General features: G+C 68.6%; 23 protein-coding genes and 1 pseudogene. 9 read left to right on the top strand and 15 right to left on the bottom strand.

From position 1 onward, the window contains the following. Positions 1–99 precede the first annotated feature (99 nt). On the bottom strand, positions 100–3,423 hold the full coding sequence (gene lysX, locus ABZ803_RS21270) for a bifunctional lysylphosphatidylglycerol synthetase/lysine--tRNA ligase LysX (RefSeq protein WP_357040810.1): 3,324 nt from the start codon (positions 3,421–3,423) through the stop codon (positions 100–102). A 302-nt stretch (positions 3,424–3,725) separates the two neighbouring features. Between lysX and ABZ803_RS21265 the strand changes: the two genes are divergently transcribed. Further along, a complete protein-coding gene (locus tag ABZ803_RS21265; protein WP_040864166.1) occupies positions 3,726–3,944 on the top strand; it encodes an RNA-binding S4 domain-containing protein in 219 nt (72 codons plus the stop codon). A 50-nt stretch (positions 3,945–3,994) separates the two neighbouring features. Here ABZ803_RS21265 and rraA read toward each other — a convergent pair whose 3' ends face one another. The 9 genes from rraA to ABZ803_RS21220 all read right to left on the bottom strand — a co-directional run bounded on the left by rraA (position 3,995) and on the right by ABZ803_RS21220 (position 9,862). After that, positions 3,995–4,483, bottom strand: a complete 489-nt coding sequence (rraA, locus tag ABZ803_RS21260; RefSeq protein WP_357040805.1) for a ribonuclease E activity regulator RraA — start codon at positions 4,481–4,483, stop codon at positions 3,995–3,997. Between the two features lie 469 nt (positions 4,484–4,952). Beyond that, positions 4,953–5,318, bottom strand: coding sequence for a DUF5313 family protein (locus tag ABZ803_RS21255; protein ID WP_357040802.1), 366 nt, complete (start codon positions 5,316–5,318; stop codon positions 4,953–4,955). 50 nt (positions 5,319–5,368) lie between these two features. Further along, entirely contained in the window at positions 5,369–5,797 is a 429-nt protein-coding gene (locus ABZ803_RS21250) for a DUF5313 family protein (protein WP_357040799.1), read from the bottom strand. A 120-nt stretch (positions 5,798–5,917) separates the two neighbouring features. Then, a complete protein-coding gene (locus ABZ803_RS21245; RefSeq protein WP_357040797.1) occupies positions 5,918–6,373 on the bottom strand; it encodes an SRPBCC family protein in 456 nt (151 codons plus the stop codon). A 101-nt stretch (positions 6,374–6,474) separates the two neighbouring features. Next, positions 6,475–7,383: a CopD family protein gene (locus tag ABZ803_RS21240; protein ID WP_357041315.1), complete on the bottom strand. Its 909-nt coding sequence runs from the start codon at positions 7,381–7,383 to the stop codon at positions 6,475–6,477. Between the two features lie 50 nt (positions 7,384–7,433). Next, positions 7,434–7,973 (bottom strand): copper resistance CopC family protein, encoded by a 540-nt coding sequence (locus ABZ803_RS21235; RefSeq protein WP_357040794.1) that lies wholly within the window; start codon positions 7,971–7,973, stop codon positions 7,434–7,436. After that, complete coding sequence (locus ABZ803_RS21230) at positions 7,970–8,629, bottom strand: YcnI family protein (protein ID WP_357040791.1); 660 nt, start codon at positions 8,627–8,629, stop codon at positions 7,970–7,972. The genes ABZ803_RS21235 and ABZ803_RS21230 overlap by 4 nt, the downstream gene beginning before the upstream one ends. Positions 8,630–8,666: 37 nt before the next feature. Beyond that, complete coding sequence (locus tag ABZ803_RS21225; RefSeq protein WP_357040788.1) at positions 8,667–9,203, bottom strand: hypothetical protein; 537 nt, start codon at positions 9,201–9,203, stop codon at positions 8,667–8,669. A 14-nt stretch (positions 9,204–9,217) separates the two neighbouring features. Beyond that, the gene (locus ABZ803_RS21220) at positions 9,218–9,862 is read right to left on the bottom strand and encodes a DUF6474 family protein (RefSeq protein ID WP_357040785.1); all 645 of its coding nucleotides are present in this window, start codon (positions 9,860–9,862) and stop codon (positions 9,218–9,220) included. 225 nt (positions 9,863–10,087) lie between these two features. On the opposite strand from ABZ803_RS21220, the gene ABZ803_RS21215 reads away from it, so the two are divergent. From ABZ803_RS21215 to ABZ803_RS21205, 3 genes are all read left to right on the top strand, one after another. Further along, positions 10,088–11,770 carry a TM0106 family RecB-like putative nuclease gene (locus ABZ803_RS21215; RefSeq protein ID WP_357041313.1) on the top strand — a complete coding sequence of 561 codons (1,683 nt, stop codon included), beginning with the start codon at positions 10,088–10,090 and terminating at the stop codon, positions 11,768–11,770. Positions 11,771–11,797: 27 nt separating this feature from the next. Beyond that, complete coding sequence (gene htpG, locus ABZ803_RS21210; protein ID WP_357040782.1) at positions 11,798–13,756, top strand: molecular chaperone HtpG; 1,959 nt, start codon at positions 11,798–11,800, stop codon at positions 13,754–13,756. Positions 13,757–13,931: 175 nt separating this feature from the next. Continuing rightward, positions 13,932–14,750, top strand: a complete 819-nt coding sequence (locus ABZ803_RS21205; RefSeq protein ID WP_357040779.1) for a class I SAM-dependent methyltransferase — start codon at positions 13,932–13,934, stop codon at positions 14,748–14,750. A gap of 62 nt (positions 14,751–14,812) precedes the next feature. Here the strand turns inward: ABZ803_RS21205 and ABZ803_RS21200 are convergent, their stop codons facing one another. Beyond that, entirely contained in the window at positions 14,813–15,580 is a 768-nt protein-coding gene (locus tag ABZ803_RS21200) for an SDR family NAD(P)-dependent oxidoreductase (RefSeq protein WP_040864299.1), read from the bottom strand. On the opposite strand from ABZ803_RS21200, the pseudogene ABZ803_RS21195 reads away from it, so the two are divergent. Next, positions 15,555–15,983: pseudogene (locus tag ABZ803_RS21195) on the top strand (helix-turn-helix domain-containing protein); the annotation flags it as partial. The gene ABZ803_RS21200 and the pseudogene ABZ803_RS21195 sit on opposite strands and share 26 nt — an antisense overlap. A gap of 313 nt (positions 15,984–16,296) precedes the next feature. On the opposite strand, the gene ABZ803_RS21190 reads toward ABZ803_RS21195, so the two are convergent. The 3 genes from ABZ803_RS21190 to ABZ803_RS21180 all read right to left on the bottom strand — a co-directional run bounded on the left by ABZ803_RS21190 (position 16,297) and on the right by ABZ803_RS21180 (position 18,822). Then, positions 16,297–17,070 carry a TMEM165/GDT1 family protein gene (locus tag ABZ803_RS21190; RefSeq protein WP_357040775.1) on the bottom strand — a complete coding sequence of 258 codons (774 nt, stop codon included), beginning with the start codon at positions 17,068–17,070 and terminating at the stop codon, positions 16,297–16,299. A gap of 291 nt (positions 17,071–17,361) precedes the next feature. Beyond that, a complete protein-coding gene (locus tag ABZ803_RS21185; protein ID WP_357040772.1) occupies positions 17,362–17,889 on the bottom strand; it encodes a peptidase in 528 nt (175 codons plus the stop codon). 309 nt (positions 17,890–18,198) lie between these two features. Further along, a complete protein-coding gene (locus ABZ803_RS21180; RefSeq protein WP_039794275.1) occupies positions 18,199–18,822 on the bottom strand; it encodes a superoxide dismutase in 624 nt (207 codons plus the stop codon). A gap of 191 nt (positions 18,823–19,013) precedes the next feature. Between ABZ803_RS21180 and msrA the strand changes: the two genes are divergently transcribed. Continuing rightward, a complete protein-coding gene (gene msrA / locus ABZ803_RS21175) occupies positions 19,014–19,694 on the top strand; it encodes a peptide-methionine (S)-S-oxide reductase MsrA (RefSeq protein WP_357040769.1) in 681 nt (226 codons plus the stop codon). Positions 19,695–19,769: 75 nt separating this feature from the next. Here the strand turns inward: msrA and ABZ803_RS21170 are convergent, their stop codons facing one another. Next, entirely contained in the window at positions 19,770–20,381 is a 612-nt protein-coding gene (locus ABZ803_RS21170) for a hypothetical protein (RefSeq protein WP_357040766.1), read from the bottom strand. A 545-nt stretch (positions 20,382–20,926) separates the two neighbouring features. Between ABZ803_RS21170 and ABZ803_RS21165 the strand changes: the two genes are divergently transcribed. The 3 genes from ABZ803_RS21165 (at position 20,927) to ABZ803_RS21155 (ending at position 23,093) form a co-directional block, all read left to right on the top strand. Then, positions 20,927–21,265, top strand: a complete 339-nt coding sequence (locus tag ABZ803_RS21165) for a rhodanese-like domain-containing protein (protein WP_357041310.1) — start codon at positions 20,927–20,929, stop codon at positions 21,263–21,265. A gap of 110 nt (positions 21,266–21,375) precedes the next feature. Further along, positions 21,376–22,329: a DUF4328 domain-containing protein gene (locus tag ABZ803_RS21160; RefSeq protein ID WP_357040763.1), complete on the top strand. Its 954-nt coding sequence runs from the start codon at positions 21,376–21,378 to the stop codon at positions 22,327–22,329. After that, positions 22,326–23,093 carry a glycerophosphodiester phosphodiesterase gene (locus ABZ803_RS21155; RefSeq protein WP_040864180.1) on the top strand — a complete coding sequence of 256 codons (768 nt, stop codon included), beginning with the start codon at positions 22,326–22,328 and terminating at the stop codon, positions 23,091–23,093. Before ABZ803_RS21160 ends, ABZ803_RS21155 begins: the two co-directional genes overlap by 4 nt. The last annotated feature ends 481 nt before the right edge of the window (positions 23,094–23,574 follow it).

Raw genomic sequence — 23,574 nt, 5'->3', positions numbered from 1 at the left:
TCCGAACCCCTTACGGTGTAGCGGCCTCCTCCCGGGGCCGAATCTCCAAGGGTAGCGGCCCGATTCACTCGATGAGACCCTTCCGAGACGAAGCCCCGGTCAGCGTGGTTTCACCAAGGGGAACGGCAGTGTCTCGCGAATGCTGCGTCCGGTGATCAGCATGACGATCCGGTCCACGCCCATGCCGAGCCCGCCGGTCGGCGGCATGGCGTGCTCGAGCGCCTGCAAGAAGTCCTCATCCAGCTCCATCGCCTCCGGATCACCGTTGGCCGCGAGCAGCGACTGCTCGGTGAGCCTGCGGCGCTGCTCCACCGGGTCGGTGAGTTCGCTGTAGGCCGTGCCGAGTTCGACGCCCCAGGCGACGAGGTCCCAGCGTTCGGTGACGCCGGCGATACTGCGGTGCTGCCTGGTCAACGGGGACACCGAAGTCGGGAAGTTGATGTAGAACGTCGGCTCCTCGGTACGGGATTCGACCAGGTGCTCGTACATTTCCAGCACCACCTGGCCCGCGTCCCAGCCGTGCTGATAGGGCACCCCCGCCTTCTCGCATAGTTCGCGTAATTCCTCGACCCCGGTCTCGGGGGTGATCTCGGCTTCGATCGCCTCCGACACCGCGCCGTGCACCGTCCGCACCCGCCACTCTCCGGAGATGTCCACTTCCTCGAAGGTCCCGTTCCCGTTGGGCCGCAACGCCACCATGGCGCCGTTGGCCGCGATCGCGGCGTTCTGGATCAGCCTTCGGCAGGTGTGCATCATGCGCTCGTAGTCGCTGTGCGCCTCGTAGGCCTCGAGAATGGTGAACTCGGGGTTGTGGCTGAAATCGACGCCCTCGTTGCGGAAGGTCCGCCCGATCTCGAACACCTTCTCCATACCGCCGACGCACAGCCGCTTCAGATACAGCTCGGGTGCGATCCGCAGGTACAGGTCGAGGTCGTAGGCATTGATGTGCGTGACGAACGGCGTGGCGTTGGCGCCGCCGTGCACCTGCTGCAGGATCGGCGTCTCCACCTCCAGGTAACCCAGGGAATTCAAGGAGTCCCGCAGCGAGCGCACCACCGCGCTCCGCTTGGCCAGCACCTCGCGGATCTCGGTGTTGATCGCCATGTCCACATAGCGCTGCCGCACCCTGGCCTCGGGATCGGCCAGCCCTTTCCACTTGTCCGGCAGCGGGTGCAGGCATTTGCCGAGCATGTGCCAGTCCGCCGCGAGCAGCGAGAGTTCACCGCGCCTGCTCGCCCCGATCTGTCCGCTCACCTCGATCAGATCGCCGAGATCGAAGAATTCGCCGAACTCGGCGCTGCGCGCGGCGCCGACCCGGTCGCGATCGATGACCAGCTGGATGTCGTCGGTCCAATCCCGGACCACCGCGAAGATCACGCCACCGTAGTCGCGGATGCGCAGCAACCTGCCGCACACCCGGACCGTGGTGCCGCGCGGGGAGCGGCGCGCGTCGGCGACGGTATGCGTCGGCGGGTAGGCCACGGGGTAGGGATCGATGCCGGATTCGGCCAGGCGCGCCAGCTTGTCCATGCGCACGCGGACCTGTTCGGGCCTGCGCGGAAGCTGCTCCGCACCGTCGACCTCGGCGACGTCCGGCGGACTGCCGTCCGCGTGCAGGCCCGTCACCGTGGCGGGCACCGCCGTGTGCTCGCCGGTGTGCGTCGCGGTGTCGGGCTCCTTGCCGAACCGCGGCAGGAAGCCCTCCGCCAGCGCGCTGGCCACCGCGACGCGCGGAAGCTGCCTGCGCTCCTCGAACAGGAAGAACCGGGGCACCCAGTACGGCTGGTACTTCACATTCGAGCGATACAGCGCCTCGAGCTGCCACCAGCGGGAGAAGAACAGCAGCACGCCGCGCCACAAGCGCAGCACGGGACCGGCCCCGATCCGGCCGCCCTCCTCGAACACCGAGCGGAAGACCGCGAAGTTCAGCGACACCTTGGTGATGCCGTGCTGCTCGGAATTCAGCGCGAGCTGCGAGATCATCAGCTCCATCACACCGTTGGGGCCACCGGGGTCGCGGCGCATCAGCTCCAGCGAGACACCGATGCGGCCCCACGGAACCAGCGACAGCATGCCGAGCACCCGCTCCTGCGGATTGACCGCCTCCACGAGCAAGCAGTCGCCGTCCAGCGAATCGCCCAGCCGGCCCAGCGCCATGGAGAACCCGCGCTCGGTCTCGGTGTCGCGCCAGGCGTCGGCGCGGGCGATGATCCGGGCGAATTCCTCGGCGGGGATATCGCGGTGCCTGCGGATACGGACCGCCACGCCGTGCTTGCGCAGCCGGTTCGCGGCCTGCCGCACCGGCTTCATCTCGGGCCCGGCCAGGGAGAAGTTCCTGGTGTCCAGGATGGCTTCGTCGCCGAGGCGCAACGCGGAAAGACCCGCCCTGCGGTACGCCGTCGCACCGAGTTCGCTCGCGCCCATCACCGCCGGAGCCCACCCGAATTGATCGGCCTGGCGCAGCCAGGCATCGATCGCCTGCGGCCATGCCTCGCGGATGCCGATCGGATCCCCGCTGGCCAGGCAGACACCCAGTTCCACCCGGTAGGTCACCGCCGCCTTGCCGCTTGGCGCGAACACCACCGCCTTGTCCCGGCGGGTGGCGAAGTAGCCGAGCGAATCCTCCACGTCCGAACGCTCCAGCAACCCGCGGATGGCCGACTCGTCGGTGCCGGTCATCGCGTTCGCCGCCCGCTGCGAGCGCAGCAGGATCACCACCGCGGCCAGCAGCGCGACGGCGCCGAACAGGCCCAGCAGGAAATTCACGAACGGCGGCGGATGCCCGTCGAAGTGCTCGTTGTCCGCCAGCACCGCCGCGGTCACGCGGTAGAAAGCCCAGCCCGGGCGCTGCACGCCCCGCGGGAGGCTGCCCGGGAACAATTCCACCAGGCCCCAGCCGAGCAAAGCGCCGATCGCGAGGCCACCCGCCAGCACACCGAGCGCCTTCCACCCTGCGCCGCGGCGCACCTTGGTGTAGAACTCCGGCCATGCCGCGATGAGCACACCGATCACGGCGAGATGCAGCACCATCGCCACCAGCGCGTGGATACTGCCCCGGTCGGCGAAGGTGACGCCGTTGACGATCGTGTAGATCGCGAGGTAACCGGTCAGCAACCACCAGGCGATCCGTTTGCGGCTGGATATCGCGCCCGCCGTCAGACCGACCACCAGCGCCCACATCAGGTTCGTGTCCGGCGCGTCGAAGTAATAGGTATCGATATAGCGGCGCGGCACCTGGGTCAGGAAACGCAGTCCCGGCGAGAGGCTCCAAAGGAAGCACAGCGCCGCGAATACACCGAGCGTCAACCCCGCGATATGCGGCACTTCCGAAAGTCGTCCGTGACCCCGGTGGGGAACCGGCGGAGTCGGTTTATCCGCGCGTGGTGCGGTGTCGAGGTGTTGCTGGGCTTGCGTGGAGGTCACGGAACCAGTGTGTACGTGAGTGTGTCGGATTTGCCAAGCCTGCGGCGCGCGTGTTTGTGCGGTGTTTGCGCGGGCGGACTTCTGCACGGCGTGTTCCTCGCCGGGCGGAGCCGAACGCCGACTTTCCCGATTCCGCGCTGACCTGGGCGGAGTAGCCGATCAAATCGGCGGGAATTCGACGCATACGGTTCGACGGTGGGATTTCCGCGCGGTGCGGAAGGTCCGGCTCGAGTTGCCCGGAGATCGCGGAGGGGATGGGGCGGTGTCCGGCGAGTTCGGATGGGGGAGTAAGTATTTACTTCATGTCGGAACCAGTCGAAGTGCCGATCGATGACGACGTTATTCGGCTCGGCCAGTTTCTGAAGCTGGCCAACCTGATCGAATCCGGTTCGGAGGCGAAGACGGTGATCGCCGCCGGATTGGTGCGGGTGAACGACGAGGTGGAACTGCGGCGCGGGCGGCAACTGCACATCGGCGATGTGGTCGCGATCGCCGGTCACAAGGCGATCGTGTCGGCCTGATCGCGGGTTCGGGCGGCGGCCGGAGCGATCCGTGCGCGCCGCCGGGCCGCTCAGTCCTCGGCGCGCACGACGATGCCGTCGTGGTCGCTGTAGAGCACCTCGCCGGGCACGAAGGTGACCCCACCGAACTCGACCGGCACGTCGCGCTCGCCGCTACCGGTCTGCGTGCTCTTTCGCGGGTTAATGCCCAGCGCCTTGATGCCGATGTCCAGGGTGCGCAGGATGGCGGAGTCGCGGACCGCGCCGTTGACGATGACGCCTGCCCAGCCGTTCTCGACGCCGCGCCCGGCGATGATGTCGCCGACCAGCGCCGTGTGCACGCTCGCGCCGCCGTCGACCACCAGCACCTTGCCCTCGCCCGGCTCGCCGAGCGTCTGCTTCACCAGCAGATTGTCCTGGAAGCAGCGGATGGTGGTGATGCGTCCCGAGAACGCCGCACGCCCGCCGAACTGGATGAACTGCGTGTCGCAGCTGCGGATCTCCGGGCCGATCTCGTCGGCCAGGTCGGCGGTGGCGATTACATTCTGCGATTCGGTCACTGGGTTATTTTGCCGCGACTTCGTCGCGGCGTGTTCGCGGCCCCTTGTTGGCTCGCGTTTGCGCGACCGCCGCTTGCTCCTTCGTCGCCTATGCGACGGCCGCGCAAACGCGAGCCGGGCCGCGAACGGCGCATGCTCGGTCTCGCTTCGCTCGAGAGCGGAAGTTGGGGTGGTTGGGTGGCGTGGGGCGGAATCGCGCCCAGCTGGGCTCAGCTGTCTCGGGCGCTTGCTTCTTCAGCATGAGCGCCGTGGTCGCGGCGGGATGCGGTGAGCGCTTGAAGTCGGGGTTCAGGTTTTGGGGCTTGGGGGGTGCCGTCACAGCCAGGTGCATAAGCCGTGGTGACCGGCCCGGGGGGCGGCGGAGGCGACTGTCGTCGATCAAGCGGTCAGGGACGCGGGTGGGCGGCTGGGGTGGACGTGCTTCGCTCTCGCGCGTGGTTTCTCGGCGCGCGGAGGGAGGTGGGCGGAGCTATCGGTGGCCGTAGCGCAGTTCGTACAGTTCGCGGTCGTGGTCGGTGCACTTGCCGTGGTCGACCAGGTCGGGGCTCAGGCCGTGCTGGATCAAGCGGAAGCGGCGCCAGACGTAGCTGAGCGCGACCGTGAAGACGATCAGCGGGACGATCATCATCACGATCAAGCCGATCTTCAGGGGCAGCGGTCCGGGGAACAGCAGCACCAACGCGAAGAACGGGATGATCGGCCCGATGAAACGGACGAGATAGCGCTCCATGGCCCCGTGGCCGACGAGGTCGTGGATGACCCACTCGTGCAGCTCCTCCGGGAGCTCTCGGCCCAGGTCGTAGGCGATTCGCTGCCCAAATGTGGGTTTTTTCATGCTTCTAGGCTATGCCTGTGGTATAAGTCACCGCTAGATGTCGGTGGGCCTCAGGCGCGCCCGTGCCTGCGCTCGTAGTCCAGGCGGTCGCGCTCGTCGCGTCGGCGGGCGTCGGCGTCGGCGAGCGCGGGATCGAGACCATGCTTGATCAACCGGTGGCGCCGGTAGACGTACAGCAGCGCCACCGTGAAGTAGATCAGCGGGATGTACAGCAGCGCCATCATCGCCAGACCCATCCACAGCGGCCCGGGCAGCAGCAGGAACAGCATGAGCACCGGGAGCACGGGCACCAGGAACCGCAGCAGATAGCGCCGCGTAGCGCCGGGCCCGACCAGATCCTCCCGCACCCATTCGGACATCGATTCCGGCAGCGTACGGCCGAAGACGTAGCCGACCCGCTGTCCGAACGAAGGTGTAGCGCTCACACCTACAGCATCACCACCCCGCCACCACCGGCGCAACCGAGCCGCGAGCGACATGGCATCCCGAGGCCCTCGGCGAGGGCCATGGATCTCGACCGACCGCGACCATCCGATCTGGGGGCGGCCCTCCGGACAAACACGGTGATGCGCCGCAGGCGCGGCGAATCGAACAACGGATCAGACCGAGTCCGCGTAGAACGCGGCGATCTGGGTGACCAAGTTGTGCGCGGTGTGCTGCACGGCGATCTTGACGAACGGCTCGATGGTCTTACCGAGGGCCCGCCCCGCCAGGCCGCCGGGCACCCGGTAGTCCACGATCGCGTCGACGGTGCACAAGCCCTCACCCTTGTCGTGGAACAGGAACGTGGATTCGACGTCGAAACCCTTGATGGACTTGACGCCGATCGCGAAGCCCTTCTCCCAGCGGACCACTCGGATCCGCGACTTCAGCGAGGCGGGCCCCAGCTTCATGTGCCCGTCGAACGTGGCGCCGACACCTTCGGTCTGTTCACCGACCGGGGTGAAGGACTGGATGCCGTACAGGAATCGCGACAGGTTCCGATAGTCGTTCACGTAGGCGAACGCGGACTCCGCCGAGGCCGAGCAATCCTCGACGATCTTCACTTCGGTCATGCGCAGACCATAACGGGTGCGGCCGGACGTAGTCCGTCCTCAGCCCGCGCATGGCCGGAGCGAAGGCGGAGGTACGCATAACCGGGCCCCGGCGGTACGGCTCAGGCTGTCACCGCCAGGGTCGCGGCGAGCCCGAACGCCAGCGCCATCACCACCACCTCGGCTATCGCGCGGCGCAGCGAGTCCTTCGCGTCCATCCGGTGATCCGCCGCCTTCGGCACCCAACTGCGCCGCCACCACCAGCCGAGGGCGAGCAAACCGAGCAGCACCACGGTCTTGGCGAGCAGGATCCGGCCGTAACCGGTGCTGACGAACGGGCTCACCCCTCCGACCCGGATCAGTCCGTTGAGCAGTCCCGTCACCGCCACGACCGCCACCAGGGGCAGCGCCACCGCCGAGTACTTCGGCAGCACGACCGCCCACTCACCGCGGGTGCGCACGACCAGCGCCAGCGCGATCAGCAACCCGAACCAGGCGCCCGCCGCCAGGGCGTGCACCGCCGCGAGCACGGAGCCGAACGTCTGTTGCGACATATGCCCGGTGATCGGCCGCAATGCCAGCGCGACCGCCGCGAACACCAGGACGAGGTCGGCGGAGGCGGACGCCGGCCGCCGGAAGGCCAGCGCCGAGCCACCGGCCACCGTCGCGACGCCGATCAGGATCGCGATCCCGACCTGCCCACCGCTGACGTCGACCAGATAGGTGCCGAACTCCTCGGCGCCGAGTTCGCGCACCGGAACGCCGACCACGTCGGCGGCCTCGAAGACCAGCACCGCGAACTCGGCTACCGCCCAGATCCCGGCGAGCACCGCCAGCAGCCGCCAGGGTGTGAGCAAGCGCGGCGCGATCCTGGGCAGCGCGGCCAAGCCGAGCGCGGTCGCCCCGACGCCATCGGCCACCACCCGGACCACGGCCTCCCCTGGCAACGGGACCGGCCGGATCAGAACCCAGGCGAGCGCGACGCCCAGGAGCCCGGCGGGGATGGTCAGCAGCGGTACGGGCCAGGGCATTCGGCCGGGAGCGCGCCGAGCGTCACCCCGGCCGCCGATCTTCACGCCGTTCACCGCTTGGAGTCGCGGTTCCTGCCGCCGAACAACGCGAACGCGAGCCCGCCGCCGAACAAGACGACCGCGCCGACAATGAACACCCACAGCGGGATACCGTCCGAGCCGTCCGATCCGTCCTTGGCTTTCGCATGGGGTTTCGGTCCCGGCGTGCCGTTGCCGGGCTTGCCGAGCGTGAAGTGCCGCTTGCCGCTGACCGGGTGTCCGTCGGCCGAGGTCACCCGGTAGGCGATGGTGTACTCGCCGACCGGTCCCAGCTCGCCCAGGGCCACGCTGACCGTCTTGCCGTCGACCACCGGATCACCCTTCGACCACAGATTGCCGTCCGGCCCGACGACGGTGAGCGACGGGAAGCTGGGCTGCAGTTCCTCGTTGAACGTGACGCTCGCGCGCTCCGGGCCCGCGTCGACGGTCGCGTTGTCCTCCGGGACGCTTCCCGTCGCCGCGGAGTGCGCGGCGGCGACTCCCGTTGCGGCGATACCGAATCCGAGCAGGAACAGTCCCGCCACCACGGCGGCGAGGAGACGGCGGGTCATGCGCGCCGCCCGCGGATCACGTTGCCGAGGCCGAGCGCGACACCGAGCAGACCGAGCGCGAGACCGATCCCGCCGAGCCAGCGAGCCGTCTCGTCCTCGTGGTCGTCGTCGTCCGCTTCGGCTTCGCTGCTCACCTTGTGCCCGTCGGGCGCGTGGGATTTGCCCGCGGTCAGGGTCACCGAGGGAGCCGGATGTTCGGGTTCGTCGCCGTCCTTGCCGACCGGCTGATCCCAGCTGACCACCTTGCCGTCGGAATAGGTCTGCTTGGCGGGGAAGCTGACCGAATCCAGGGCGGGCAGCGGGCCGACGGAGACCGCGAAACGCTGGAACTGACCGGGCGGAATGCCCGGTGCGCCCGGGTCGGCGGTCCAGGTGATCGCGGTGATCTCCTTCTTGTCGTTGCGCTCGACCTTGGCCGACCATCCGGGAATCGATTCGGTCCGAGCCGATTTCAGGTTGGGCAAGGTGACGGTGAGCGCCGTGGTGCTCGCGGTGTCGGATTCGGTGGGCACCCGGAAGGTGGCGACGGTGTATCCGCCTTGGGTCGCGCCGGGAGCGTCCACCGTGACGTGGGCCGCGGCGGTGCCGCCTGCGAACAGGGCGAGTGCAGTTGTGGTGACCGTCGTTGCGACGGCGCGCGAGATCGAGCTGTGCATGCTGAAGCCTCTTGTGCGAAGGGAAAGGTGTCGGGGATCAGACCGACACCGGCGGCGCACGCGGACCGAGCGCACCGAGCGGAGCACAGCGATGGGGCAGGAGACCGGGATCCGACCAGGTCGGCGCACCGGTGATCCGCGCGGGGCGCGGCGCGGCGAATATCGCGCGCAGGGCGGCGGAGGCCGCGGCGTAGAGCCGCTCGGTGAGCATGATCAATGCCGCGCAGCCGACCGTCGCGGCGGTGTGCGCGAGCAGCATCCATCCGGCAGGCAGCGGGGAATCCGTTGGGGCCGAGCCGGTCCCGGGGTGGTCGTGACCGAGCAGAACCGACAGCGCGGCGTGACTCAGCAGCTGGCCCGCGCCCAGCAGCGCGGCCAGGACGGACGGGTGCGTGCACGCCCGCACGGCTCCCGCGGCCGAGCCGGCCACGGCGGCGATCAGCAACAGCAACGTCAGCTCGGCGGAGCCCGGCGCACCGCCACCCGCTGTCCCGTGCGCCGCCACGGCGAGCACGCCGACCAGCACGCCGACCAGGGCACCACGCAGGTGGCCGGTGATCGGGTGCGGGGGCATCGAGAGGGGGAGGGTCAGCGCACGCCGAGCCGGGCCAGGATGTCGGACTCGATCCCGGACAGCTCGTGCGAGATCGACGTGTGCACCGAACGGCGGCGGTTGGCGGGCATCTGGTCGGCGGTGTGCACGGCGGCCGTCAGGCTGCCGAGGCGATCCTTGGTCGCGGCGACGAACTTCTGCGTCTCGCCTTTGTCCTTGCCGTTCTGCGTGCCGATCTTCAGCAGCGCCGCTTCGGCATTCGTGATGCGCGCCTGCAGCTTGGCGCCGTGTCCGGTGAAGTCGCCGAGCTGGTCGACGCCGACGCCGAGTTGCTGGGCGCGGCGGGTGTCGAGCTGCCCGCGCAGGAAGGTCGCGCCACGGTAGGCGAGCGGAGCGAGCACCGGGATGAGCACACGCGCCACGCCGAGGTACTTCTTCACCTGGCCGGCGCTGAACGGATCGCGCTCGGCCTTGGCGGCCGCCTTCAGCGCGGCCTTCTCCTCCGCCTGGAACGCCGCGATCTGCGCCTTGGCGACCTTGCGCTGGGTGCGGGCCTCGGCACGGCGCGCTTTGCGGTCGTTCTTCGCGGCGAGCCTGGCCTCGATCGCGGCCTTGTGCTTGAGGGCTTTCGCCTCGGCCCTGCGGCTCGGCCGCCGCTTGCGCTTCGTGAACAACCCCATCGAAGGCCCTCCGTCATGCTGGTTCGCCATGGCAGTACGACGCCGGGGAAGCCCGTCCGCCCATGTCACACGCTTTGCCGCCACCCTATCGGGTCCGCGGCGGCGACTGTGAGAGTAGTGCGGCCCTGGCGCTGGAATTCAACACTGTCGGGGGTAGGGACCATACTGCTTAGCGTGGATTCGGACATCGGTGACCAAGACGGCCTCGAGCGCAATGGAACGGCCGTGGATCGGGCCACCGGCGCGCCGACCGCCTTCATCGATGCCAGGGCGCTGATCGGCTGCCGCCATCGCCTGCGTCTGGACGCTACGCACCCCGACGCACTGGTGGGCATCTCCGAGGACGCGGGTGTACGCCAGCGCCGGGATGCCGCCGTCGCGCACCGCGCGCGGGTGCGCGACGCGCTGGTCGGCGCCGACCCGGACGCCTGGGTGGTGATCGATCCCGGACTGCGCGCCGCCGAGCGCGCCGAAGCGACGATGCGCGCCTGCGAGATCGGCGCACAGCACGTCTGGGGAGGCCTGCTACCGCAGGAGCCGGACACCGGCAGGCGCGGAGGTTCGGAGATCCTGCTGCGCGACGCCGATCGCGGCGGGTACATCCCGATCATCGTGGTGAACCACAAGGTGACCGATCCGCGTCAACCCGAGCGGGCCGACTTCCACCCCATCACCTCGGACCCCTATCGCTGGAATCCGCAACCGGATCCGCACCGCAAACTCCGTCAGCAGCCGCGCGACCAGCAGCGGCTCGCCCATCTGCACCGGATGCTGCAACGGCACGGCCTGGCCAGTCCAGCGCTGGTCGGCGGCGTGATCGGCTTCGACTTCGATCGCATCCTGGTGCACGATCTGGCTCCGCTGCTGGCCGACTACGACCGCCGCTACGCCGACCGGATCGCGGTGGTGCGCGGCGAGCTGCCCACCATCCCGTCCAAAGTGCCCGAGTGCAGGCAGTGCCCGTGGTGGACGCGCGGGGTCGACGGGCCGAGCTGCGAGGGCTGGCTGATCGAGCATCGCGACGTCAGCCTGGTGGCGCCCGGCTCCCGGGCCGAGGTACTGCGCAGGCACGACATCGAGACCATCGACGAACTCGCCGCCTGGGTGGGCGAGGAACCAGAGGACTGGCAGCACGGCCCGTTCGACGAGGCCGTGGTGACGGCGCGGGCGTGGATCGCGGGCTCGCCGCTGGTGCGGCGGGTCGAGCAGGTGCGGGTGCGACGGGCGGACGTGGAGGTCGACGTCGACCTGGAGAGTTTCCAGGAATACGGCGCGTACCTGTGGGGAACGCTGCTCGACGGCGTGTACCGCCCGTTCGTCACCTGGGATCCGTTGCCCACCGAGGACGAGGGCCGCTCCTTCGGCGAGTTCTGGACCTGGCTGATGACGGTGCGCGCGGAGGCGGCCGCGACGGGCAGAACGTTCGCCGCGTATTGCTATTCGCGTACGGCGGAGGACAAGTGGCTGTACGAATCGGCGCGCCGGTTCGCGGGCCGCCCGGGCGTGCCGACGGTGGAGCAGGTGCGCGCGTTCGTGGACGGTCCGCAATGGGTGGACATGTTCCAAGCCGTGTCCGACCAATTCATCTGCCCGAACGGCAAAGGACTCAAGAAGATCGCGCCGGTCGCCGGGTTCTCGTGGCGTGATCCGGAGGCGAGCGGCGAGGCGTCGATGAGCTGGTATCGGCTCGCGGTCGGTTACGACGGCGCCGCGCCCGACCAGACCCAGCGCACCCGTTTGCTGGAGTACAACGAGGACGACGTACGCGCCACCCAGGTGCTGCGCGAATGGATGACCACCCGTGCCGACGACGAGGTTCCCGGTCTCGCCGACTTCCGGCCGGTTACCGATCCGCGATCGCACGGTGTCGTCCCGGATTACGCCTCGGTGCCACCTTCGGCCACGTAGTCCGAGCGCGGCGGTACCATCGCCGACGTGACAGAGCACGTCGAACAACTCGAGTTCCAGGCAGAGACACATCAGCTGCTCGAGCTGATGATCCATTCCGTCTACTCCAACAAGGACACCTTCCTGCGGGAGCTGATCTCGAATTCCTCCGACGCGCTGGACAAGCTGCGCCTGGAGTCCTTCCGAGACAAGGATCTGCACGTCGACACCTCGGACCTGCACATCGAGCTGGGGGTCGACAAGGACAACCGGATCCTGACCGTACGGGACAACGGCATCGGCATGTCGCGCGCCGAGGTCGTCGACCTGATCGGCACCCTCGCCAAGTCCGGTACCGCCGAGCTGCGCAAGAAGCTGAACGAGGCGAAGTCCGAGGCCGCGGCCGAGGAATTGATCGGCCAGTTCGGCATCGGTTTCTACTCGACGTTCATGGTGGCCGACAAGGTCACGCTGACCACCCGCCGCGCGGGGGAGACCACCGGCACCCGGTGGGAGTCGAGTGCGGGCAGCTCCACCTACACGATCGAGGAACTGGACGAGGCCCCGCAGGGCACGTCGGTCGCGCTTCACCTCAAGCCGGTGGACGAGGAGGATCACCTCTTCGACTACACCCTGGAGTGGAAGCTGCGCGAGATCGTCAAGAAGTACTCCGACTTCATCGCGTGGCCGATCCGCATGCAGGTGGAGCGGACCGTCACCGAGGGCGAGGGTGAGGACGCCAAGGAGACGACCATCCTCGAGGACCAGACGCTCAACTCGATGAAGGCGCTGTGGACGCGCCCCAAGAGCGAGGTCTCCGACGAGGAGTACAAGGAGTTCTACAAGCACGTCAGCCACGGCTGGGACGATCCGCTGGAGATCATCCCGCTGAAGGCCGAGGGCACCTTCGAGTACCAGGCGCTGCTGTTCATCCCCTCGCACGCGCCGTTCGACCTGTTCACCCGCGAGCACAAGCGCGGTGTGCAGCTGTACGTCAAGCGGGTGTTCATCATGGACAACTGCGAAGAGCTGATGCCGGAGTACCTGCGCTTCGTCAAGGGTGTGGTCGACGCGCAGGACCTGTCGCTCAACGTCTCACGCGAGATCCTGCAGCAGGACCGGCAGATCCAGATGATCCGCAAGCGCTTGGTGCGGAAGGTGCTGTCCACGGTCAAGGATTTGCAGGGCGCCGAGGACCAGACCAGCTACCAGACATTCTGGAAGGAATTCGGCCGCGTCCTGAAGGAGGGCCTGCTCTCGGACTTCGACAACCGCGAGACCATCCTGCAGGTGTCCTCGTTCGCCTCGACGAACTCCGAGACCGAGCTGACCACGCTGGCGCAGTATGTGGAGCGGATGCCCGAGGGGCAGGACACGATCTACTACATGACCGGCGAGAGCCGCCACCAGGTCGAGAGCTCTCCGCATCTGGAGGCGTTCAAGGCCAAGGGCCGCGAGGTGCTGATCTTGACCGACCCGGTCGACGAGATGTGGGTCGGCTCGGTGCCGGAGTTCGACGGCAAGGCGTTCCAGTCCATCGCCAAGGGCGAGGTCGACCTGGAGACCGAGGAGGAGAAGAAGGCCTCCGAGGCGCTGCGTGAGCAGCAGGACAAGGACTTCGCCGAGGTGCTGACGTGGCTGGGCAAGACGCTCGAGCAGAACGTCAAGGAGGTGCGCCTGACCAACCGGCTCACCACCTCCCCGGCCTGCCTGGTCGGTGACGTGTTCGACTTCACGCCGATGCTGGAGCGGATGTACCGCGCCTCGGGTCAGGCACTGCCGGAGAGCAAGCGGATTCTGGAGCTCAACCCGGCCCACCCGCTGGTCACCGGTCTGCGCGACGCGTACGCCGCCACAAAGGAGGAGGCCGACGCGGGCACGGCGACCGAGCTGTCGGAAACCGCCGAACTGCTGTTCGGCACCGCGGTGCTCGCCGAGGGCGGTGAGTTGAAGGATCCGGCGCACTTCGCCCACATCCTCACCGATCGGCTGACCCGCACGCTGTGAACCCGCCCGCGACCGGAGGGCCACATCGAGGTTCTCCGGTCGCGGCCGGTGCGGTCGGCGACGTTTCGGCCATTTCTCGGTTACGGTGACCGTCGAGGTGGCATATTCGCAGGACTGGGGAGTATGCCCCCGGGTGGCGCGGTTAGATGTGGATGCCTGAAAGGATCGTCACAACATGTCCGCAAACCCGCTCGCCGTCGCCGAGCCATGGGACCTCGTCGCCGACGGGTACGCCGAGTTCGCGCCAACCATCATGCGACCGTTCTCGGCGCGGGCGCTCGAGTTCGCCTCGTTGTCCCCGGCGTCGCGGATCGTGGATGTCGCTGCCGGGCCGGGCACGCTCAGTCTGCTGGCCGCGGGCCAGGTCGCGCAGGTCGAGGCGATCGATTTCGCGGAGTCGATGATCGCCCGCTTGGCGAAGGACGCCGCAGCCGCCGGGCTGACGAACATCCGGGCGCGGGTGGGCGACGGGCAGAATCTGCCGTACGAGTCCGACCGGTTCGACGCCGGGTTCTCCATGTTCGGCCTGATGTTCTTCCCGGACCGCGCTCGTGGCTTCGCCGAGTTGTTCCGGGTGCTGCGGCCGGGCGGCACCGCGGTGGTGTCGAGCTGGGCGCCGATCGCCGACTCACCGCTGATGCGGATGATGTTCGGCGCCCTGACCGCGGCCGACCCGAACATCCAGGAGCCGCAACCGAACTTCTTGAGCCTGGAGAATCCCGAGGTCTTCGAATCCGAGATGCGCGGCGCGGGTTTCGAGGCGGTGTCCATCCAGCGGCATTCGATCGCGCTCACCTTCGGCAGCCCCGAGGAGATGTGGGAGGCCATGGTGCGCAGCAGCGCCCCGTTGGAGCTCATGCGCCACAGTGTGAGCGCGGAGGTCTGGGGTCGGCGCGCCGCCGTCATGAAAGCGTTTCTCGCCGAGAAGTACCGGCCGAACTATCCGTTGTCCACCACGGCCTATCTCGGCATCGGGCACAAGCCGCAGGCGTGAAAGACGGCAGCGCGCGACCCTGCCAGGGCGGGGCCGCGCGCTGCCGGAGTAGCGCAGCGGGTTTACCGCGGCGCCATGCGCAGCGCGCCGTCCATGCGGATGGTCTCGCCGTTCAGGTAGTCGTGCTCGACGATGTACTGCGACAGCTGCGCGTACTCGTCCGGACGGCCCAGGCGGGACGGGAAGGGCACTCCAGCCTCGAGACCCTTGCGGTATTCCTCGGTGACGCCGGCCAGCATCGGGGTGTCGATGATGCCGGGGGCGATGGTGTTCACCCGGATGCCGAACTGGGCCAGGTCACGCGCGGCCGGAACGGTCATGCCGTGCACGCCGCCCTTGGAGGCCGAGTAGGCGATCTGACCGATCTGGCCCTCGAACGCCGCGACGGAGGCGGTGTTGATGACGACGCCGCGCTGGCCGTACTCGTCCACGGCGTCGGTCTTGGCGATCGCGTCGGCGGCCAGTCGCATGACGTTGAAGGTGCCGAGCAGGTTCACCGTGATGACCGTGCGGAACAGCTCCAGGTCGTGCGGGCCGTTCTTGGACAGGATGCGGCCCGCCCAGCCGACGCCGGCGCAGTTGACCACGATGCGCAGCGGCGCGCCGGACTCGACGACCTGCGCGACGGCCGCGGCGACCTCGTCGTTGCTGGTGACATCGGCGGGAATGAGGGTGACCCCGGCGGGCACGTTGTCGCCCGCGCGCTCGATCGACTGCGGTACATCGAGCCCGAAGACGGTGGCGCCCAGTTCGGCGAAGCGCTTGGCGGTGGCGGCGCCGAGGCCCGATGCGCCTCCGGTGACAATGGCGGCGGAACCCGAAATCTCCACGATGGTCCTCTCGTTCGTGACAGCCAGTTGGCCTTTCGTCAATTGCACCCTAACCGGTGCGCGGCGCGCGGCCCTGCACGGCTCCCGCGACTCGTTCCCGGCGCGCACCCTCTTCGACCGGCCTGCGGACCCGACCGCGCAGAATGAAGCAGCCCAGTTCAGCTCGACCGAACACCGGAGTCACCGCATGACCGAATCGGCCCTCAGCGCACGTCTGCCCCGAGGCAGGCACGGCCTGCCGCGGGAGCAGGTGATCGCCTCGCAGCGCGAGCGGATCCTCGTCGCGACGGCGGAGGCCATGGCCGAGAACGGGTACATCGGAACCTCCGTCGCGGCGATCCTGAAACGGGCGGGCGTGTCGCGGGAGACCTTCTACGAGCAGTTCCGGTCCAAAGAGGACTGCTTCGAGGCGGCCTACGAGCGTGCGGCGCAGCTGTTGCTCGACCGGATCGCCGAGGCCACCGGGACGGAAGACGAGGCGGACGCCGTCACTCGCATGGACCGGATCCTTCGCGCCTATCTCCAGTATCTGGTGGACGACCCGGCCAGCGCGCGGCTGTTCCTGGTCGAGGTCTTCGCGGTGGGCTCGGCGGCGATCGCGCGCCGGGCCGTGCTGCTGGAGCGGTTCGTCGAGTTGATCGCCGACGTGCTCGACGCTCGGACCGAGCCGCAGCGCTTCGCTTGTCAGGCCGTGGCCGCGGCCATCGGTTCGATGGTCACCGCTCGGATCGCGGCAGGGGACGTGGGCGGTCTGCCCGCGCTGCGGGAACCGCTACTGGATCTGCTGCGCCGAGGGGGCGGACTGTATGGAGCCGCGCTGGACTCGTGCGGCGAGCCATCCGCGTGAGCAGCACCGCCGCACCGGCCAGCGCGGGAGCCAGCGCCGCGAGTCCGGCGACGGCGGCGCCGCCGAGGGCCGGTGCGGCCGCGCCGAGCAGGGTCGCCGAGCCGAAGTAGAGGAAAAGCAGGCCCGAGCCGATGCCGATGGCGTGTTCCGGCAGATGCTTGCCGACCAGGATGCCCACCGCGATGGCGAGCGCGTCGGCGGCGACCATGCCGACGGTCGAGCCGAGCCAGACGCCGACCCAGTCGTAGTCGGTGGCCAGCGCGGCGGTCGCGAACATGGTGCGATCGCCCAGTTCGGCGAGCAGGAACGCGGACAGCACCACGAAGAACGGCGCCCCGGCGGCCTTCGGCGTCTTCGGCTCGGGATCGTCGCCGGTGCCGAAGTGTTCGCGCAGGGTCCACAGGCCGACGGCCAGGAAGGTGACGGCGGCGACCAGCGCGATAGCTCTGGTGGGCAGGGCCGCGCCGAGGAAGTGACCGACGCCGACGGAGATCAGGTGGACCGCGGCGGAAGCCGTCGCGATACCGCCCAGCACCACCCACCAGCGATAGCGCAGCGCGAACGTCAGCGCCATCAGCTGGGACTTGTCACCCAGTTCGGCGAGAAAGACGATGCCGATGCTCAGCAAGACGGTCGCGATCATGTGTGGCGGTTCTCCCAGGTCTCCGGCCTGCCGGTCGGAGATGCGGGGGCTCCGGCCGACAACGAGATGGTTGTCCAGGCCGAAGGTCTCGCCCACCGGACGGATGCCGGTTCACGCAGCCGGACCCGCCGGTGGGCCGGAAGGTCAGTATGTCGACTGCGTGATTGGGGGCTACTCCCCTTCGCTGTAGCCGACTCTACCCGGCCCAACCGGCTCCTGCCAACCCGCTGTCGTCGAAATCGCTATGCGCACAATAAGTTTGGCGATCCAACCGGCGAATTTCGGTCACCCTCACGCGGCAAGCAGCATAGCCAGAACCGCGGTGTCGGGATCGCTGATCGGGTCCAGTCCGACCCGGCTGACCAGCGAAGTGATCGTTCCGTCCGACTCCGCTTCCACCCACGCGGCACGGTGCTCCAGCCCCAGATGGGGCACTCCGGGCAGCAGCACGCAGCCGGACGCCGCGCCGGCGCATTCGGGCAGCGAGGGGCGGGTTTCGGAAGGAGGATGCAACATCAGCAGCGCCGGGGGCACATGCTCGGCGAAGTGGCCCGGCTCGACGGCTTCCTCGCCCAACACCGGACCTTCGGCCAGCACCAGTCCGACCGTGCCGGGCGCGGGATCGTCGGGCAGGTCCTCTCGGACCCCGAACACCGTCGAGGTCGTCAGCAATCCGGGTAGCGTGGCCACGCGCACGGCCAGGACCAGCACCTGAGCCCACTCCTTGGTGGTGTCCGGCCAGCGGCCGGAGATCAAGAAGCCACGCAGCGATCCGCGCGAATGGAACGGCGTGATGCCGATCGGTTCGTTCGTGCGCATTTCTGCCTCCCGTTGTCGAACCCGGGGGCGACCTTGCCCGTCCCTTTTTGGTGTGGATCCCGAATATGAACCACGAGTCACCTGGCACACAAGTACCAAAGAGTGCCAATCGGACAGTCGGACGGAGATCGGCGGGCAATCGGGCTGCGCAGGTGGCGGATCCGGTCCTACCTCGCCGGGGCCGAGTTCGGGGTCATCGGGCGGGGATCTCGGCAAAGTGCCCGCGTCGCCGGGAAACAGAACGGGCCCGCGAATCCGTCCGCGCGCGGCGGACGGATTCGCGGACCCGGTTCCGGTGCTCGATCCGGCTCAGCCGAAGATGAGGCCCTTGGCCTGCGAAGTGGCCTTGGCGAAGCGCTCCTGCACGTCGGCCCAGTTGACGACGTTCCAGAAGGCGGTGACGTAGTCGGCCTTCACGTTCTTGTACTGCAGGTAGAAGGCGTGCTCCCACATGTCGACCTGCAGCAGCGGGATGATGCCCAGCGGGACGTTGGCCTGCTGGTCGTAGAGCTGGAAGGTGAGCAGCTTCTGGCCGAGGGTGTCGAAGCCGAGCACCGCCCAGCCCGAGCCCTGCAGACCGTTGGCCGCCGCGGTGAACTGCGCGCGGAACTTGTCGAACGAACCGAACTGGTCGTCGATCGCCGCGGCGAGTTCGCCGACCGGCTTGTCGCCGCCGTTGGGGGAGAGGTTCTTCCACCAGATGGAGTGGTTGACGTGCCCACCCAGATGGAACGCGAGGTTCTTCTCGTGCAGGAAGATGGCGCTGTGATCGCCCGACTCGCGAGCGGCTTCCAACTTCTCCAACGCGGTGTTCGCACCGGCGACGTACGCGGCGTGGTGCTTGGAATGATGAAGCTCGTTGATCTGCCCGGAGATGTGGGGCTCCAGGGCGCTGTAGTCGTAATCCAGATCTGGCAGCGTGTACTCAGCCACGATGTCCCTTCCTATGTCGGGCCGGTTGTGCCCGTTGTTCCGAGCACAGCCAACCATCATTCGTACACCCGGTCGATTCCAACTCGGGCCCACGCCCGCACATTCCGGTGACGCCGCTCACAGCCTGCGGGTCGCGCACCGTCACATCACGCACATCGGCCCCACGGGAAACGCACGCGTAGCATCGAACCATGTCGTGGTACGACGAACTAGTGGGGCGTCTGAGCCTCCCCGAACCCGTCATGGTCGCACCCGAACGAGCCCTGCCCGGGCGGGCGGAGCCGCTCGACGTGCCGGATACCCACTACGTCAACGGTCACCCGATCCACCCGCCGTTTCCCGAAGGACTTCAGCTCGCGGTCGTCGCAATGGGCTGTTTCTGGGGCGCGGAAAAGGGCTTCTGGGAACTCGACGGCGTCTACACCACGGCGGTCGGCTACGTCGGCGGGTACACGCCGAACCCCACCTACGAAGAGGTGTGCGGCGGACGGACGGGACATACCGAAGCCGTGCTCGTCGTGTTCGATCCCGCGGTGATCGACTACGCGGGCATCCTCAGGCACTTCTGGGAGAACCACGATCCCACTCAGGGCATGCGTCAGGGCAACGACCGCGGGACGCAGTATCGCTCGGCCGTTTTCACCTTCGGCCCGGAGCAGGCCGATCTCGTGCGCTCGACGGCCGAGGCGTACGGCAAGCGCCTGGCCGCGGCGGGGTACGGGCGGATCACCACGGAGATCACGCCGCTGCCCGGCTTGGCGGCCTTCTACTACGCCGAGGGCTATCACCAGCAGTACCTGGCGAAGAACCCCGGGGGATATTGCCCGGTGCACGCCACCGGAGTGAGCTGCCCGGTGGGCACGGGCGCCTGAGCGCCCCGACACGAAAAACCGCACATCCGGTCGAGCGGATGTGCGGTCGGCTCGCGAAGACCAGGGGTGCGGAGCTCACAGGGGCGGAGCGATACCGGGACGCGTAGCCCGTGGATCACCCGCATCGTGCGCCCGCCACCACCGCGCGCCACCCTCGATGAAGTCCGCCAGGGGAATCTGCTTGCCCCGCGTGTCGTATACGACGATGTCGTCGAACCACACCCGGACGTCCAACTCGCGCGGATCGATGCCCTCCTCCTGGGAGAACTCCAGAACGTGCGCGGACTCGTGATCGTCGATCCTGGTATCGAAGCTGAGCAGTTCGCTCCACAGCGCCCAGCTGCTGTCGTCGAGATCGATGAACTCCCAGCCGTGCAGCCGCCCGCCGCCGAAACTGCGGATCGCCTCGTCCAGGCCGTCCAGTTGCAGCGGCAGCACCCGGGGTTCCAGGTCGTCCCAGTGCTGCGTGCGCAGTGACGCGGCGACCCGGCTCACGCGGGTGAACCGCACCTGCACCCGGCTGTCCTCGGCGGCCGTCCCGTGTTCGGGGAGCGTCAGCACTTCGAGATCGAGTCGCAACTCGCCCGCGGTCTCGTCGACCGCGAGCCCGAGGCACGTGGCCTCGGACAACGCGACGTTGAGCCCTTCGGTGTCCATTCCGTGGCGTAGCCCCCTGCTCACGTTCATGCGCTCAGGCTACCGATCGTCGACGCCGGATCGCGGCATTTCGGCGGCGTTCTGAATTTCATGGAACCGAACGCGCCCCGGTCCCGTCCAAGTAGATGTCGGAACCCTTCGGCCGCAGGTTCCGATGTCGGCGACGAATGGCCGCTCCGGGATCGCTAGGAGGGGAGTCCCGGATCGGCCATTCGCACCGCACGGCCATTAGGGGGTGAATCCTGTCACGTATCAGGTATCAGCACCTCTATCCGGACCGGAAGTACGGAAACACCCCGAAGCGGTAGCTGATAAGTTGCGCAAACGCTCCGCCAACGCGGCAAAATGCCCTCGACAGCTGCGCCTTGTGGATCAACCTGTGGATTATGTGGATAACTTCGCCCGAGTTATGCACAACCCGCATCGAGCGGGGGCGTGGTCGGTTCCGGAAGGGAGAACATACCCGAAGTCGTCGCCCGCTGTCGAGGCCGCTCCCCGGGCATGGAACTGCACAGCGGCCCGCCGCCCATGGCAGGATCGAATCTGTGACGAGCCCCCACGTTCCGTCGGTCACGGTGGAGGACGTGCCTGCCGAATTCGACAGCGCGCCCGCGTCGGCCGACACGCCGCGACCGATCCTGCTCGACGTCCGCGAGGACGACGAGTGGCGGCTCGGACACGCCCCGGGTGCGACCCACATCCCGATGGTCGACGTCCCCGCCCGGATCGACGAGCTGGACTACGACGCGGAACTCTATGTCATCTGCAGGCAGGGCGGCCGGTCCTTGCAGGTGGTCGAATATCTCGCGCACATCGGCTATGAGGCCTTTCAGGTCCGCGGGGGCATGGTGGCGTGGCAGCAAGCCGGCCGCCCGCTGGTCGCGGAGGGCGACCACGAGGCGAAGATCTACTGACGAAAGAACGAGGTGCGCGGGTGAGTACGGTGGTACAACCTTGTGCGCGCTGCGGTGCGCGCTGGGCCGTGCAACGGGCGCCGATGCACTGGTGCCCGCGTTGCCGCGGCGTGCTCCTCTCGCCGGCGCCGATCGACGCGCCCGCCGACCGCCGCAACTACCGCTGGGTGGCCCGTAAACCGGATCATCGCGTCCGCAGGCAGCCGCAAGGGCCCGCCACACGGAGCCGCACACCTCGCTACACGCGGATGCCGCGCTGGGGTCTCATCGATGCGCCACCGCAGGCCGTGGGCGCGGTACGCCGCCCGCTGGGCAAGTTGACCGAGTCGGTGACCCGACTGCTGGTCGCGGCCACGGGCGTTTTCGGGTTGGCGGCCGTCGCCGAGCTCGCGCGCTATGCGCTCTTGCTGCACAACCGGACGCGCCTGATCCACCCCGTCGTGCTCTTCGCCTCGGACGCGTTCGTGATCGGCGCGGGGGTGCTCGCGATCCTGATCGCGCTACTGGCGGCCTTGTCCGCGGTCGGAAGGCTGATCGAACTCAGGCGGGCGGCCTACGACGCCGTGGGCCGGAGCGACCCGCGTTCGCCGCGAGCGCTGATATCCGGCTGCCTGATCCCGGTGGTCAACTTGCTGTGGCCCGGGATCTTCCTGATCGAAGTGGCCGCGTTGAAAGGTGATCCCCGGGCGCTACGGGCGGCCCGCATCTGGTGGGCGGCGTGGGTGTTCGGCGGGGTCGTCGCGGTGGCCGCGCTACTGTGGCGCACCGCGGATTCGTTGCAGGTGGAGGCGGACGGGGTGTTGTTCACCGCGTTCACCGACGTGGTCGCCGCGGCGGTCGCGCTGCTGACCCTGTGGGTGCTGCGCACGCTCGAGGGGCGTGACCTGCTCGGTCGCCACCGGACCGCCCGCCGCTGGCTCATCGCGGTCGACCCCGCCGTGCCGGTGATCGAGCCGGTGCATCCCGGTGGACACGGACACGCGGCCGAACCGGCGGGCGCCGAGCAGGCCCCCGAGGACAACGGTGCTCAGGACCGTGAGCAGGAGGAGGTTATGGCCAAGTGAGCCAGGGCAGTCGCGCGCCATTCGTCGTCGCGCATCGAGGCGCCTCGGCGGCGCGTCCCGAGCACACGCTCGCCGCATACGAGCTGGCGCTGCAGGAGGGCGCCGACGGCGTCGAATGTGATGTCCGGCTGACCAGGGACGGGCATCTGGTGTGCGTGCACGATCGCACCGTCGACCGAACCTCCTCGGGCAGCGGGCTGGTCAGCGAGATGACGCTGGAGGAACTGCGGGCTCTGGATTTCGGCGCCGACGGCTCGCCCGCCTCGGTGCTGACCCTCAGCGAGCTGATCAGCCTGGTGCTGGACTGGCGCAGCAGGCCGACCAAGCTGTTCATCGAAACCAAGCACCCGGTCCGCTACGGCGCGCTCGTCGAGAACAAACTGCTCGCCGAACTCCAGCGCTTCGGCATCGCCACTCCGGCCTCCGCCGACCACTCCCGGGCCGTCGTGATGTCGTTCGCGGCCACCGCGGTGTGGCGCATCCGCCGCGCCGCCCCGCTGCTGCCCACCGTTCTGCTCGGCGAATCATCGCGCTACCTGGGCGGCTCCGCGGCCACAACGGTCGGAGCCACGGCCGTCGGCCCGTCGGTGAAGACCTTGCGCGAACACCCCGAGCTGGTCGACAAGGCCGCCGCCGCGGGCCGCGCCACCTACTGCTGGACCGTCGACGACGCCGACGACGTCCAACTGTGCGCGGACCTCGGCGTCAGCTGGATCGCCACCAACCACCCCGGCCGCACCAAGTCGCTGCTCCCGGCCGCCTGAATCGGCCGCGCGGGGTCAACGAGCGCATGCCGATCGGACCATCAGCTCCATAACGATCGCACCAGCCGCTCTCCCGCCTACGGCGAAAGCCCCACCCGCCGCGCGGGTAGCCGTGGCGTCCACAACACAGCCGCCCGCGAAGTCGGGGGGCGCGTACGAGAGCCGCCGCATCTGCGATCCACGGTGCGACGGCGTTCGCTGCCGCGTCCCGACGCCGGCGCAACCCGTTCGCGCGGTGACCGCATGATGCACCAAACCACCTCAACCACAGGTCTCGAGGGCGCGATACCACGCAGTGCCCGTTCGCCACACCGAGTCGCGCGCCCCATGCCCAGAACTCGAATGCCAAGCGTGCCCAGCGCACCCCGACTCCCGGTTTCGAGCGAAGCGAGACCGAGCATCCGCCGTTCGCGGCCCGGCTCGCGTCCGAGTGGCCGCCGCGTCCGCGACGCAGTCGCCAGCGGCGGTCACTCGGACGCGA

It is taken from the genome of Nocardia sp. NPDC047648 (assembly GCF_040642815.1).
In the GTDB taxonomy this organism is placed as follows: Bacteria; Actinomycetota; Actinomycetes; order Mycobacteriales; family Mycobacteriaceae; genus Nocardia; species Nocardia gamkensis.
Note: the sequence above shows the minus strand (reverse complement) of the source record. Positions and strands in the feature narration are given on the sequence as shown.